At 70.2% G+C, this 13,092-nt stretch carries 11 protein-coding genes and 1 other RNA gene; 4 read left to right on the forward strand and 8 right to left on the reverse strand.

Annotation, left to right across the window (positions count from 1 at the left end):
* The first annotated feature begins 262 nt into the window (after positions 1–262).
* The 3 genes from hflK to KTR66_RS04320 all read left to right on the forward strand — a co-directional run bounded on the left by hflK (position 263) and on the right by KTR66_RS04320 (position 3,866).
* The gene (gene hflK / locus KTR66_RS04310; RefSeq protein WP_371819021.1) at positions 263–1,339 is read left to right on the forward strand and encodes an FtsH protease activity modulator HflK; all 1,077 of its coding nucleotides are present in this window, start codon (positions 263–265) and stop codon (positions 1,337–1,339) included.
* A complete protein-coding gene (gene hflC, locus KTR66_RS04315; RefSeq protein ID WP_213610810.1) occupies positions 1,336–2,217 on the forward strand; it encodes a protease modulator HflC in 882 nt (293 codons plus the stop codon). Before hflK ends, hflC begins: the two co-directional genes overlap by 4 nt.
* Positions 2,218–2,324: 107 nt before the next feature.
* Positions 2,325–3,866, forward strand: coding sequence for a DegQ family serine endoprotease (locus tag KTR66_RS04320; RefSeq protein ID WP_213610812.1), 1,542 nt, complete (start codon positions 2,325–2,327; stop codon positions 3,864–3,866).
* Positions 3,867–3,918: 52 nt separating this feature from the next.
* Here the strand turns inward: KTR66_RS04320 and KTR66_RS04325 are convergent, their stop codons facing one another.
* The 5 genes from KTR66_RS04325 to thyX are packed head-to-tail and all read right to left on the reverse strand — an operon-like array spanning position 3,919 to position 8,233.
* On the reverse strand, positions 3,919–4,878 hold the full coding sequence (locus KTR66_RS04325; protein WP_213610814.1) for a tripartite tricarboxylate transporter substrate binding protein: 960 nt from the start codon (positions 4,876–4,878) through the stop codon (positions 3,919–3,921).
* 24 nt (positions 4,879–4,902) lie between these two features.
* Entirely contained in the window at positions 4,903–5,835 is a 933-nt protein-coding gene (locus KTR66_RS04330; protein WP_213610816.1) for a tripartite tricarboxylate transporter substrate-binding protein, read from the reverse strand.
* Positions 5,836–6,720 (reverse strand): ribokinase, encoded by an 885-nt coding sequence (locus KTR66_RS04335; RefSeq protein WP_213610818.1) that lies wholly within the window; start codon positions 6,718–6,720, stop codon positions 5,836–5,838.
* A complete protein-coding gene (locus KTR66_RS04340; RefSeq protein WP_213610820.1) occupies positions 6,717–7,298 on the reverse strand; it encodes an HD domain-containing protein in 582 nt (193 codons plus the stop codon). Before KTR66_RS04340 ends, KTR66_RS04335 begins: the two co-directional genes overlap by 4 nt.
* Positions 7,295–8,233 (reverse strand): FAD-dependent thymidylate synthase, encoded by a 939-nt coding sequence (gene thyX, locus KTR66_RS04345; protein WP_213610822.1) that lies wholly within the window; start codon positions 8,231–8,233, stop codon positions 7,295–7,297. Before thyX ends, KTR66_RS04340 begins: the two co-directional genes overlap by 4 nt.
* A 64-nt stretch (positions 8,234–8,297) precedes the next feature.
* On the opposite strand from thyX, the gene ssrA reads away from it, so the two are divergent.
* Positions 8,298–8,632, forward strand: a transfer-messenger RNA (tmRNA) gene (gene ssrA, locus KTR66_RS04350).
* 422 nt (positions 8,633–9,054) lie between these two features.
* Here the strand turns inward: ssrA and KTR66_RS04355 are convergent.
* From KTR66_RS04355 to KTR66_RS04365, 3 genes are all read right to left on the reverse strand, one after another.
* Positions 9,055–10,110 (reverse strand): malate/lactate/ureidoglycolate dehydrogenase, encoded by a 1,056-nt coding sequence (locus KTR66_RS04355; RefSeq protein WP_213610824.1) that lies wholly within the window; start codon positions 10,108–10,110, stop codon positions 9,055–9,057.
* 67 nt (positions 10,111–10,177) lie between these two features.
* Positions 10,178–10,696: a DUF5943 domain-containing protein gene (locus KTR66_RS04360; RefSeq protein ID WP_213610826.1), complete on the reverse strand. Its 519-nt coding sequence runs from the start codon at positions 10,694–10,696 to the stop codon at positions 10,178–10,180.
* Between the two features lie 15 nt (positions 10,697–10,711).
* Entirely contained in the window at positions 10,712–12,979 is a 2,268-nt protein-coding gene (locus KTR66_RS04365; RefSeq protein WP_213610828.1) for an arylsulfatase, read from the reverse strand.
* Between the last annotated feature and the right edge of the window lie 113 nt (positions 12,980–13,092).

Raw genomic sequence — 13,092 nt, forward strand, 5'->3', positions numbered from 1 at the left:
CATGCGAGAGCGAGAGCGCACCCCTCCCGGAGGGGCGTTCGAGCCTATATATGGAAGAGAATTCAGAAATGACCGTCCGGGGCGTTCCCCGGCGGCCAGAGTGGAGAGTCCGGTAGAGATGTCTTGGAACAATGGCGGGCCGAGCCCCTGGGGCAATCCGCGTCCTCCCGGTGGTGGGGGAAATGGCGGCGGCCCCTGGGGTGGACCGCCTTCGGGGCCGCCCGGCGGAGGCAATCGCGGCCAAGGGCCGGACATCGAGGAGATGATCCGCAACGCGCAGAACACCGTGCGGCGCCTGCTGCCCCGTGGCGGCGCGGGCGGTGGAAAGGCGATCGGCCTGGCTGCGCTGGTGCTGGTCGGCGTCTGGGGTGCCTCGGGCTTCTACCGCGTCCAGCCGGACGAGCTCGGCGTCGTCATGCGCTTCGGCGCCTTCGAGCGCACGGCGCCGCCCGGTCTGAACTACCGCATCCCCTGGCCGGTCGAGACGGTGACCACGCCGCGCGTCACGCGCATCAACCGCGTGGATATCGGCTTCCGCGGCGCGCCCGATGTGGGCCCCGGCGGGCGCGTGATCTCGGCGCGCGACGTGCTGGCGGAATCGCTCATGCTGACGGGCGATGAGAACATCATCGATATCGACTTCGCCGTCTTCTGGCGCATCCGCGATGCGGCGGACTTCCTGTTCAACACCCGCAACCCGGAGGAGACGGTGAAATCCGCCGCCGAATCCGTGATGCGCGAGGTGATCGGCAAGACACCCATCCAGCCCGCGCTGACCGAGGCGCGCGCCCAGATCGAGCAGGAGGTGCGACGCGGCACCCAGGCCATCATGGACCAGTACCGCGCAGGCATCGAAATCACCCAGGTGCAGATGCAGAAGTCGGACCCGCCGGCGGCCGTGGTGGAATCCTTCCGCGACGTGCAGCGCGCCAATGCGGACCGCGAGCGCGTCCGCAACGAGGCGGAAAGCTTCCGCAACGACATCATCCCCCGCGCCCGCGGCGAGGCAGAGCGCATGGTGCAGGAAGCCCAGGGCTTCCGCGACAGCCAGATCGCCCGCGCCCGAGGCGAGGCCGGCCGCTTCAACGCCGTGCTCAGCGCCTACAACCAGGCGCAGGACGTGACGGTGCGCCGCATGTATCTGGAAACCATGGAAGAGATCTTCCGCCGCAACGGCATGATCCTGGTGGATGACCGCCTGCAGGGCCTCGTGCCCTTCCTGCCGCTCGACCAGCGCGGCAACGCGCCCGCGGCCCAGCCGCCCTCACGGCCCGCGGCACCGCCGCCCACCGCGGTGGCGCCGATGATCCAGCAGCAGCGCGGAGGGGCCGGCCGATGAACAAGCTCGCCATCGCGGCCGGCATCGCCGTGGCCGCCCTCTTCGTCGCGGCCTCCAGCTTCTTTACCGTGCAGCAGACGCAGCAGGTGCTGATCACGCAGTTCGGCCAGCCCATCCGCGTCATCCAGACGCCCGGCCTGAACGTGAAGCTGCCCTTCATCCAGACCGTGATCGTCTTCGACCGCCGCCTGCTCGATTTCGAGGCGCCGGGCGAGGAGGTCATCCTGGGCGACCAGCGCCGCCTGATCGTGGACAGCTTCACCCGCTACTCGATCACCGACCCGCTGCTCTTCTTCCAGACGGTCGGCGCCACCGAGGCCGGTATCCGCGGGCGGCTGAACTCCATCGTCACCTCCTCGCTCCGCCGCGTGCTGGCGGGCGAGACGCTGCTCGCCGTCCTCAGCGCCGATCGCGGCCGGATCATGGGCGAGATCCGCCGCCAGGTGAACGAGGAGGCGCGCCGCTTCGGCATCGACGTGACCGATGTGCGCATCCGCCGCGCCGACTTGCCCGACGAGAACACCCAGGCCATCCTGAGCCGCATGCAGTCCGAGCGTGAGCGCGTCGCCCGCGAGGCTCGCGCCGAGGGCGCCGAGGTCGCAGCCCGCATCCGCGCCCAGGCCGAGCGTGACCGTACGGTCATCCTCGCGACGGCCGAAGCGGATGCCGCGATCCTGCGCGGCACGGGCGAGCAGGAAGCGATCCGCATCTTTGCTGACGCCTTCCAGCGCGACCCCGAGTTCTTCCAGTTCTGGCGCACCATGCAGGCCTATCGCGATGTCTTCTCGACGGGCGAATCCCGCATGGTGCTGACCCCGGAGAGCGACTTCTTCCGTTACTTCCGGGACATGCCGGCGCGCACGGGCGCGCCGCGCTGATGCGTCTTGGGACTGGCGCGCTGGACAGGCGCGCCCTAGCTTCCATTTGATGGGCTGGGGTGGTCCGCGCCGCCCCAGCCCTTTCTCCTTCCAGAGGTGCTTGCCCGATGCGGCTTGTCGCGACCGCCCTTCTCCTGGCCATTTCCGCCCCCGCCTTTGCCCAGCAGGCCGCCCCCCCGCCCGCTGCCCCCACGCCTTTCGTGGCGCCCGAGAGCTTCGCGCCGCTCGTGCGCAACCTGCTGCCGGCGGTGGTGAACATCTCCACCTCGCAGAACGTTGCCCCGCGCCCCGGTCGCCCCGATGCGCCCGAGACGCCGCAGGCGCCGCCCGGCTCACCCTTCGAGGAGTTCTTCCGCGACTTCTTCAACCGCAACCGCCCGCCCGGCCAGCAGAACGAGGCGCAGCCCAATCAGCCGAACCAGCCCAACCGGCCGGCGCCGCGCCGCGCGCAGTCGCTGGGCTCGGGCTTCATCGTGGATGCCTCGGGCATCGTCATCACCAACAACCACGTGATCGACGGGGCGGATGAGATCAACGTCATCCTGCAGGACAACACGACGCTCCGCGCCACCCTGCTCGGCACCGATCCGCGCACCGACCTCGCGGTGCTGCGGGTGAGCCACACCGCGCCGCTCCCCTTCGTCCCCTGGGGCGATTCCGATACGGCGCTGGTGGGTGACTGGGTGGTGGCCATCGGCAACCCCTTCGGCCTGGGCGGCACGGTGACGGCCGGCATCATCTCGGCCCGCGGGCGAGACATCCGCCAGGGGCCCTTCGACGACTTCATCCAGACGGACGCCGCCATCAACCGCGGTAATTCCGGCGGCCCGCTCTTCAACATGCGGGGCGAGGTGGTGGGCATCAACACCGCCATCTATTCGCCGACGGGTGGCTCCATCGGCATCGGCTTCTCCATTCCCTCCAACCTGGCGCGCGGCGTGGCCCGCCAGCTCGCCGAGGGCGGCCGGGTGCGACGCGGCTGGCTCGGCGTGAACATCCAGCAGGTGACGGATGAGATCGCCGAGAGCCTCGGCCTGCGCGGCGGCGCGCGCGGCGCGCTGATCGCGCGCGCGCAGGAAGGCGCCCCCGCCGCCGCCGCCGGCATCCGCAACGGCGACGTGGTGCTGCGCTTCAACAACCAGGAGGTGCGCGAGATGCGCACCCTGCCGCGCATCGTGGCCGAGACGGCGGTCGGCGCGCAGGTGCCCGTGGTCATCTGGCGCGACGGCCGCGAGGAGACGGTGACGGTCACGCTGGGCGAGCTGCCCACCGAGGCGACCCAGGCCTCCACCGCGCCGACGCAGACGCCGCGCCCCGATCGCCCGATCGAGCTCTCGGGCCTCGGCCTGCGCGTCACGGCGCTGACGGCGGAACTGCGTGAGCGCTTCCGCCTGCGCCCCGAGGCGCGCGGCGTGGTGGTGACGGAGGTCCTGCCCAATACGCCCGGCGCCGAGCGGGAGATCCGCCCGGGCGACCTGATCCTGGAGGTCCAGCAGGAGCGCGTGACCACGCCGCAGGAGCTGCAGGAGCGGATCGAGCGGCTGCGCCGCCAGGGCCGCGCCACGGCGCTCTTCCTGATCGAAAGCCAGCAGCAGGGTCAGCGCTTCGTGCCGCTGCGCCTCGCGCCACCCCGCGGCGCACCGGGCTGAGGCCACAAAAAAGGGGGGCTCCGGCCCCCCTTTCTCGTTCGCGCGGGCCGCCTCAGCTCTCGAGGCGGATGTTGTTGTCGCGGATCAGCGCGCCGATGCGCGCCCGCTGCTCGGTCAGGAAGCCCGCGAAATCCGCGGGGCCGAGCGCCTGGATGTCCATCCCCAAGTTGGCGTGCCGCTCGCGCACCACGGGGTCGGCCAGGCCCTGCTGCGCCGCTTCCGCGTGCCGCGCGATGGCCGCGGCCGGCGTGCCCGCCGGCGCGAAGAGCGCGATCCACTCGTTCAGCGAGAAGCCCTCATAGCCGAGTTCCAGCATGGTGGGCGTATCGGGCAGCGCCGGGATGCGCCGCGGCGTGGCAACCGCCAGCGCGCGCAGCCGGTTGTCGCGGATCAGCGGCACCACCAGCGGCGTGGTGTTGAAGGTGAAGACCGTCTCGCCCGCCAGGAGGCCCGGGATGGATTGCTGGCTGGCGCGATAGGGCACATGCGTCACCTCCAGCCGCTCGCGCTGGGTGAACATCACGGCCGCGAGATGCGAGGCGAGGCCGATGCCGGTGCTGGCATAGGGCTGGCCCGGATTGGCGCGCAGATAGGCGACCAGCTCCGGCACCGTGCGCACCGGCGTCTCGGCCCGCACCACCAGCACATTGGGCAGCAGCGCGAAGAGGCAGACGGGCGCGAAGGCGGTGAGGTAGTCGAAGGAGAGGCCGCGCATCAGATAGGGGTTGCTCACCTGCCCGGCCGCGTCGAAGAGCAGCGTATGGCCATCGGGTGCGGCCTGCGCCACCACGCCCGCGCCGATGGAGCCCGAGGCGCCACCGCGATTCTCGATCACCACGCTCTGGCCCAGCGCCGTCTGCATGTGCGGCGCAACCAGCCGCAGCGAGGCATCGGCCGAACCGCCGGCGGGCCATCCGGCCACGATGCGCACCGGGCGCGTGGGGGCCCAGGCTTGCGCATGCGCGATCGCGGGGGCGGCGAGAGGAAGGGCAAGAAGGGTGCGTCTGTTCATCTCTCCTAAATGCCGCGCCCCACGCTATCCGTCGAGACGAATCCCCTCGGCCGCGATCAAGGCCCCCATGGCAGCGCGCTCGGCCGCGAGGAAGCGGGCCAGCGGCTCCGGCCCCTCGGCCGCCGGCTCCAGCCCGAGTTCGGCGAGGCGCGGGCGGAGCGCAGGCTGCATCACCGCCTCCCGCGCGGCATCGGCGAGGCGGGCGATGGTGGCGGGCGGCGTGCCGGCCGGCGCCAGCAGCGCCAGCCAGTCGCCCATGGAAAAGCCGGGGAAGCCTTGTTCCGCGATGCTGGGCGCGCGGCCAGGGAGGGAGTAGCCGAGTGCCACCAGCCGCCCCTCCCGCAGCAAGGGGGCGGCCAGCGCCACCGAGGTGAAGCCCAGCGCCACATCGCCGCGCAGCAGACCCGCGATCTGATCGGCGCCGCCGCGATAGGGAATATGCTCGCCGGCCAATCCCGCGCGCCGCAACAGTGCGGCCATGGCCAGATGCGTCCGCGCACCGATGCCGACGCTGCCATAGGCGACGGGCCGCCCCTCTGCCCGCAGCCGCGCCAGCAGGGCGCCCAGCGAGGCCACGCCCGCATCCGCGCGCACCACCAGCACCAGCGGCAAGGTGGCCAGCAGCGTGACCGGCGCGAAACCGGTCGTGTAGTCGAAGCCGAGGCCACGCATCAGGTGCGGATTCACCGCCTGGCCGCCGGAATCGAGCAGCAGCGTCGTCCCATCCGGTGCGGCCTGCGCCACCAGCCCCGCGCCCACCGCGCCCGAGGCACCGCTGCGATTCTCGGGTGTCACCACCGTGGCCAGGATTTCCCCCATGCGGGGCGCGATGAGCCGGCCGAGAATGTCCGTGCTGCCGCCGGGCGGAAAGGCGATGACGAGGCGGATCGGCCTTTCCTGCGCGAGGGCGGGCCCGGCCAGCGGCAGCGCCAGCAGGGCGCGGCGGCCGGCGCGCACCTAGTCGAGCCCCATCAGCGCATCAATGGCCGCACTGTCCGGCATGGCGGGCGCAGCACCCGGCTTGGTGCAGGCCAGCGCACCCGCCGCATTGGCCCGCCGCACGGCCAGCTCCAGCGGCATGCCGAGATGCAGCGCCGCCGCCAGCACGCCGCACCAGGCATCGCCCGCGCCCGTGCTGTCCACCACCTCGACCGTGAAGGCCGGCACCTCGAAGCTGCCGGCCGCCGTCGCGACCGAGGCCCCCTCGCCGCCCCGCGTCACCGCCACCCCGATGCCCAGCGCGGCGTGCAGCGCCGCCGCCTCGCCGGCCCGGCCGAGCTGCTGGCCGAGCCAGGCCGCCTCGCTCTCGTTCACGATCAGCAGTTCCACGCCCCCCAGCGCCGCGCGATCCATCGCGGCCGCGGGGGCCAGGTTCAGCAGCACGCGCGCGCCGGCCTGCCTGGCGCGGGTGATGGCGCGGGCATTCTCCTCGGGCGGCACCTCCATCTGCATCAACAGGATGGTGTCGTCCCGCAGCTCCGGCAGTTGCGCCGCGCGCGCCAGCAGGTTGGCGCCGGGCGAGACGGCGATCTGGTTCTGCCCCGTTGCATCCACGCAGACGCAGGCGAGGCCGCTTGGCGCATCCTCCCCCCGCAGGCCGGTCACATTCACCCCGGCCCCGATCAGCGCCATGCGCAACAGGTCGCCATGCTCATCCCGGCCGACGCAGCCCACGAAGCGCACATCCGCGCCATCGCGCGCGGCGGCGATGGCCTGGTTCAACCCCTTCCCGCCCGCCAGCGGCGCGCCGGCGGTTCCCAACAGCGTCTCGCCGGGGCGCGGCAGGCGCTCCAGGCGGAATACAAGATCGGCAATGGCCGAGCCGAAGATGGTGACCGTCACGGCAGCAGCAGCCCCTCCCGCATGGCGCGCTCATAAAGTGACTCGATCATGGGGGCGAAGGGTGGGCCGAGGTCAATTGCCGGTTGCATCCGCTTGAGGCTGCGCGCGCGGGTGAGGCCCACCTCGGCCCAGGCCGGCGCGCCGCATTCCACCTGCTGGGCGAAGCCCTGCAGCCGGTCGCAGCCCATGGCGAAGCGCGCCTCCGGCGTCTCCTGCGCCTCGAACTCGCGCCAGAGGGCATGCAGGCGCTGGCCGAGATCCTCCGGCAGCATGCCGAAGATGCGCTGGGCCGCCGCCTCTTCGCGCGCCGCCTGGGTCAGCAACCCGGCCTCGTCGAAGGCGAAGGTGTCGCCCGCCTCGATCTCGATCACGTCATGGATCGCGATCATCGAGAGCACACGCGCCATGTCCGGCCGCGGCTCCACTTCCTCGGCCAGCAGCACCGCGATCAGGGCCACATGCCACGCGTGCTCGCCCGCATTCTCGCGCCGCTCGCCGGTGCGTGAGGCGCGGAGCACATGCTTCAGCCGGTCGGCCAGCGCGATGAAATCAAGCAGCGCCGCCTGACGCGTGCTCACGCCGCGCGCCCCAGGACCTCCATCAGCTCACGCCATTCGCGCTTGGAAAGCCCGCTGGTCGCCTGCGTCACCTCCTCGCCGCCCAGCATGCGCCGCACGATGGCGAGCATCTGGGACGACATCATCACCGCGCCCATGCGGTAATCCGCGAAGGCCTCGTAGCTCAACGGCACCCAGGCCTTCACCGTCTCCAGCATCGCCTCGGCATAGACGCGGATCTCGTATTGCGCGTGCGAATCCGCGCGCAGGCTGAGGAAGTGCAGCAGGTTGTGCAGGTCGGTCTTCCAGTACCACTGGGTATAGGTGTTGAGCGTCAGGTTCATCCGCGCCAATTCGCGCGCGAGGCCGGAGCGCCCCTCATCCACCACCTGGCCGGCGTCATCCTCGTTCAGCATCCAGGCGTAGTGATCATAGTTGCGGCTGGCGTCATCGCGCAGCAGGCGCAGCACCTCGGCCGCCTCCTCGCCCTCCAGCACATCACCGCGGCCCTGGCGGTTGCTGCTGGACTGGGCGGCCAGCTGCGCTGGCTCGGGGATGTAGAACTCCCGGTCCATCACCGAATACCGCGCGGAATATTCGTTCACGTTCGCCGTGCGGTGCCGGATCCATTGCCGCGCCACGAAGATCGGCAGCTTCACATGGTACTTGATCTCGCACATCTCGAAGGGCGTGGAGTGGCGGTGCCGCATGAGGTAGCGGATCAGGCCGCGATCCTCATTGGCGGCCTTGGTCCCGCGCCCGTAGGAGACGCGTGCGGACTGCACGACCGCGCCGTCATCGCCCATATAGTCCACCACGCGGATGAAGCCGTGATCGAGCACGGGCATCACCTGGTAGAGCATGGCCTCGAGCGCGGGCACGGTGGCGCGCCGCGTCTCGGCCCGCGCCGCGCGCGCCTGTTCCAGTTCTGCCCGCTGGGCGTCCGTCAATGCCATTGTCGTGATCCTCTGGTGGGCTGCATGTAGCGCAGGGCCACCGGGCGGGAAACGGGGCCCAGTTACGCTGGCAATCGGCAACGCGGGACCCTATGTTGGCGGGGTCAGAGGCGGCTCGCCGCCCCCGACTATGGCGATAAACGCAGCGTGGCATAAACGTGACGGACCCGGGGGCAGTGCCCGGCGTCTCCACCACTCCAACCTTCCTTGTCGGGAAGCGTGGCACGGGGACGAAACAGGCTCGACGTGCGTGGTAAAGACGCTGCTTTTGCCCGGCATGGTACCGGCGTTATCGGACCAAATCACAAGTGCCAACGACAATGTCCGCGAGGACATGGCGCTCGCTGCCTAATAGGTAAGCGCGGTTCGGGGGGCACCGGGCAACAGAAGCCCCCCACTTTTTTGCTTCGCAAAAAAGTTGATTTTTCCGCCCTCAGACGCCGGGCGCGGCCTCCGGCCGCTTGGCTTCGGATCGCTGAAGCGATCCGGCTCGCCTATTCGGCTCGCATACGTCGTTGCCATGCCCTCAGACGCCGGGCGCGCGCTCCGCGCGCTTGGCTTCGGATCGCTAAAGCGATCCGGCTCGCCTATTCGGCTCGCATACGTCGTTGCCGTGCCCTCAGACGCCGGGCGCGCGCTCCGCGCGCTTGGCTTCGGATCGCTAAAGCGATCCGGCTCGCCTATTCGGCTCGCATACTTCGTTGCCGTGCCCTCAGACGCCGGGCGGCGACTCCGCCGCCTTGGCTTCGCAAAGCTGAAGCCTTGCGCCGGGCCTATTCGGCCCGCATCCTCGAAGCGCGCGCCAGGCTCGGGCTGTCCAGCTAGACCAGCGCCGCGCGGATCTCGCTCTCACTGATCCCGAGCCGCGTGGCGCAGGCCGAGAGGTCCCCCCAGGTCACGTCATCCAGCGGGATTCCCTGGGCCATCCGCTCCGCCTTGGCCCGCCGCTCCGGGTCACCCGGCAGCAGCACCCGGCCCGGCGCGCTCGCCTGCACATGGTCGCAGATCGCCTGCACCTCGTCCCCGAAGCCCGGATTCTCCTTCAGACGCTCCGGGTCCAGCACGAAGCCCAGCATCCCGTTCACGATGCCCCGGTTGTTCGGGTTCTTCGGCTCATTCGTCCCGCCGCCGGTCAAGGCGCCCGCCAGGATCTCGCAGACCAGCGCGAGCCCATAGCCCTTATGCCCGCCGAAGGAGAGCAAGGCACCGCGCGGCCCCTGGCCATACATCACCGCCGCATCCGTGCTGGGCTCGCCCTCATGCGTCACCAGCGCGCCGGCCGGCACCGGCTTGCCCGCATTGAAGGCCACCTTCACCTTGCCGACCGCGATGGCACTGGTCGCGAAGTCCAGGATGATCGGCGCGGGCGTCTTCGGAATGCCGATGCAGATCGGGTTCGTCCCCATCCGCCCATCCGCGCCCCCGAAGGGCGAGACCACCGGCGCCCCGCTCACCGCATTCACGAAGAACAGGCCGATCATGCCCTCGGCCACCGCCATCTCCGCATAGGCGCCGATGCGCCCCAGATGATGCGTGTTGCGCAGCCCGAAGCAGGCCAGCCCATGCTCGCGCGCCACGGCGATGCCCGCGGCCGTCACCTGCCGCCCGGTCCATTGGCCATAGCCCATATGCCCGTCCCAGACGGCGAGCGAGCCGGCGCCGCCCACCTGCTCGGCCACCGCATTGGGCGTGATCAGCCCCTTCTCGGTGTTCTCCACATAGCGTGGCACGAGTTGCATCCCGTGGCTGTCATGCCCCTGGAGATTGGCCTCCACCAGATCCGCCGCCACCTGGCGCGCCACCTCGGGCGCGGCCCCCACGCGGGAGAGCATCCCCGCCACGAGATCGGTCAGCTTGTCATGGGCAAGGCGGGGCATGCGGCGTGGTTCCTCCTGAGATCCGGCGCGGATCGAACCACGCAAGCGCGGGTTCCGCCACCCAGGCTCAACTCACCTCGAAGCGGCACTCCGGCGCGCCCTCGGCGAAGCAGGCGACCTCCCGGCAGGAAGGGTCGCCTGAGCTGCCCAACGCCTCCAGCACATAGGCCATGCCGCCCGCGAAGCTGCCCTCGAAGACGTAGCAGACGCGCCGCCCCGCCCCCGCCCCATAGCCCAGCGCATAGGCCGAGTTCCGCACCACGATCTCGGCGCGCCCGGCGGCCGCGTCGAGCGAGGCGATCTCCACCTGCCCATGTCCACGCTGCGACATGCGCCTCAGATAGTGCCGAAAGGTGTCCTCTGGCCCCAGGCCATGCGTCTTTGCCTCGGCCCGGCACCATTGCAGCGCCGAGAGATGGCAGGATTTGTAGAGGATGGCGCGATAGGCCGGCACACCCATCGCCGCCTCGATGGTCTGCTGCATGTTCACCATGAAATGGCGCGGCAGATACATCATGGGCAGGCCGTTGGTGGTCCAGATCCCCGTCGCGGGGTCCACCTCGATCGGCACTTCGGGGGCGGCCATGCTTCGCTCTCCTCGCTACTGGCGCGCCATCAGCGCCGCGCCGACGCCATCGCCATCCAGCTCCTGGTCATCATCCATCGTGACGACGACCTTGGCGAGCTTGCCGGTGAACAGGAAGGGCGGCTCGTAGTCGGAGACGGGCGAGCCGCGGTCGCAGCCCACATCCAGCCCCGCCCAGGAGACAAAGTTGAAGAAGCCGAGCCGGGTCTCGATCCGCCCCGCCGGCATGCCATCAATCAGCAGCGTGAATTCGCTGAGGCCCGGCCCGGTCGCGATGGTCGGCTTCGCCTCGCGCGTCAGCCGCCGCACGCGCAGCCCGACGATGTGATCGCCCGCCGGCACGGGCCGCTCCGAGGTCACCACCACATGCTCGCCGCCGATATTCATGTCGTGCACCAGCCGCCCGCCGCGCAGATAGAGCGCATAGCCCGTGGTCGCATCGCCATGCGCGATCAGCACGCCCTCATCCCCGCCCTGGAAGCGCGCATGGGCGTCAATGCGGTAGCTGCGGCTGCGGATATCGGGCGCCACCTCCGTCGGCACATGGCCGACGCCCGCGTGGAAGACGTAGCGCTTGCGCGCGCCATGCACGCGCGCCGCGTTCTCGGCGAAGCGCTGGCGGAAGCGGTCATCCAGCGGCAGCACCTGGTGCTTGCGCGCCTCCTCCCACCAGAGCGCCACCAGCTCGCGCAGCTTCTCGGGATGCTGCGCGGCCAAGTCATGGCTCTCGGAGAAGTCGGTCTCGAGGTGGAACAGCTCCCAGCGATCTTCCTCGAAGGGCGTCTCCGGCGTGTGGTAGGCCACGGCCTTCCAGCCCTGATGGACCAGGCCGCGATGGCCGAACATCTCGAAATACTGCGGCACGGGCTTGGAGGGCGCCGCGGCGTCAAACAGGCTGGGCCTGAAGCTCACCCCCTCCAGCGGCATCTGGGCCACGCCATTGACGGTGGCGGGTGGCGTCACACCCACGATCTCCAGCAGCGTCGGCGTCAGGTCGCAGGCATGGACGAATTGGTGCCGCAGCTCGCCGCGCGCTGGAATGCCCTTGGGCCAGGAGATCACCAGCGGGTCGCGGATGCCGCCGCCATGGGTGTTCTGCTTGTAGCGGCGCAGCGGCGTGTTCGACGCCATGGCCCAGCCCAGCGGATAATTCGCGTAAGTGCCCGGCGCACCGATCTGATCGAGCCGCGCCATCTTCTCCGCCATCGTCTCCTCGCGCAGGTTGCGTGGCCCCAGCAGGTTCACGCCGCCGGTGGGCCCGCCCTCCTGGCTCGCGCCATTGTCGGAGAGCACCAGCACCAGCGTGTCCTCGCGCATGCCCGCCGCATCGAGGAAGGCGAGCAGACGGCCGATTTGCTGGTCCGCATGATCCAGCATGCCGGCAAAGGCCGATTGCAGCCTTGTGTAGAAGCGCCGCTGATCCGCATCGCATTCCGCCCAGGCGCCGACATCGGCATTGCGTGGCGGCAGCCGCGTGTCCGGCGGGACGATGCCCATCGCCTTCTGCCGGGCGAAGCGCGCCTCGCGCTCGGCATCCCAGCCCTGCTCGAACATCGGATCATAGCCGCGGATGAGATCGGCCGGCGCCTGGTGCGGCGCATGCACGGCGCCGAGCGCCACCCAAAGCAGCCAGGGCGTCTCCGGCAGTTCCGCCGCGTGGCCGGCGAGGAACTGGATGGCTTGGTCCACCAGATCCTCGGTCAGGTGGTAGCCCTGCTCGGGTGTGCGCGGCGGCGCGATCGTCGAATTGTCGCGCACCAGTTCGGGCGTGTACTGGTCCGTCGCCGCATCCATGAAGCCGTAGTAGCGGTCGAAGCCGCGCGCCAGGGGCCAGCCGTCGAAGGGGCCGGTGCTGCCGCTCTCGGTCAACGGCGTCACATGCCACTTGCCCAGCATGTAGTTGCGATAGCCATGCGGGCGCAGCATCTCGGCGAGTGTCCCCGCCTCCTTCGCGATCTTGCCGCGATAGCCCGGATAGCCGCTGTCGAAATTGGCGAGACTGCCGACACCGGCCGAGTGATGGTTGCGACCGGTCAGCAGCGCGGTGCGCGTCGTCGAGCACATGGCGGTCGTATGGAAGCCCGTGTAGCGCAACCCCTGCGCCGCCAGGCCATCAATGTTCGGCGTGCGGATGGGCGAGCCGTAGCAGCCGAAATCCGAAAAGCCCGCATCATCGAAGAGGATCAGCAGGATGTTCGGCGCCCCCTTGGGCGGCCGCGGGGCCGCGGGCCAGGCGGGCGTGGAATCCTTCACGCTGAGACCGATCTTGGGCGTCCCGCTCATGTGGCCTTGTCCTTCCCTCTCCGTTGCCGTGAGATTGGCGGCGCCGCGCGCGGCATGCAACGCCATGCGGAAATGCTGGCTTTCGCGCGCGATCACGGCACAATCGGAGAAAA

It is taken from the genome of Roseococcus sp. SDR (assembly GCF_019083995.1).
Lineage (GTDB): Bacteria > Pseudomonadota > Alphaproteobacteria > Acetobacterales > Acetobacteraceae > Roseococcus.

Excerpts from the sequence above, each read along its gene's own strand:
- KTR66_RS04325 (WP_213610814.1), bottom strand. The coding sequence starts at position 4,878 with ATGAACAGACGCACCCTTCTTGCCCTTCCTCTCGCCGCCCCCGCGATC.
- hflC (WP_213610810.1), top strand. The coding sequence starts at position 1,336 with ATGAACAAGCTCGCCATCGCGGCCGGCATCGCCGTGGCCGCCCTCTTC.
- thyX (WP_213610822.1), bottom strand. The coding sequence starts at position 8,233 with ATGGCATTGACGGACGCCCAGCGGGCAGAACTGGAACAGGCGCGCGCG.
- hflK (WP_371819021.1), top strand. The coding sequence starts at position 263 with ATGATCCGCAACGCGCAGAACACCGTGCGGCGCCTGCTGCCCCGTGGC.
- KTR66_RS04365 (WP_213610828.1), bottom strand. The coding sequence starts at position 12,979 with ATGAGCGGGACGCCCAAGATCGGTCTCAGCGTGAAGGATTCCACGCCC.
- KTR66_RS04355 (WP_213610824.1), bottom strand. The coding sequence starts at position 10,110 with ATGCCCCGCCTTGCCCATGACAAGCTGACCGATCTCGTGGCGGGGATG.
- KTR66_RS04320 (WP_213610812.1), top strand. The coding sequence starts at position 2,325 with ATGCGGCTTGTCGCGACCGCCCTTCTCCTGGCCATTTCCGCCCCCGCC.
- KTR66_RS04360 (WP_213610826.1), bottom strand. The coding sequence starts at position 10,696 with ATGGCCGCCCCCGAAGTGCCGATCGAGGTGGACCCCGCGACGGGGATC.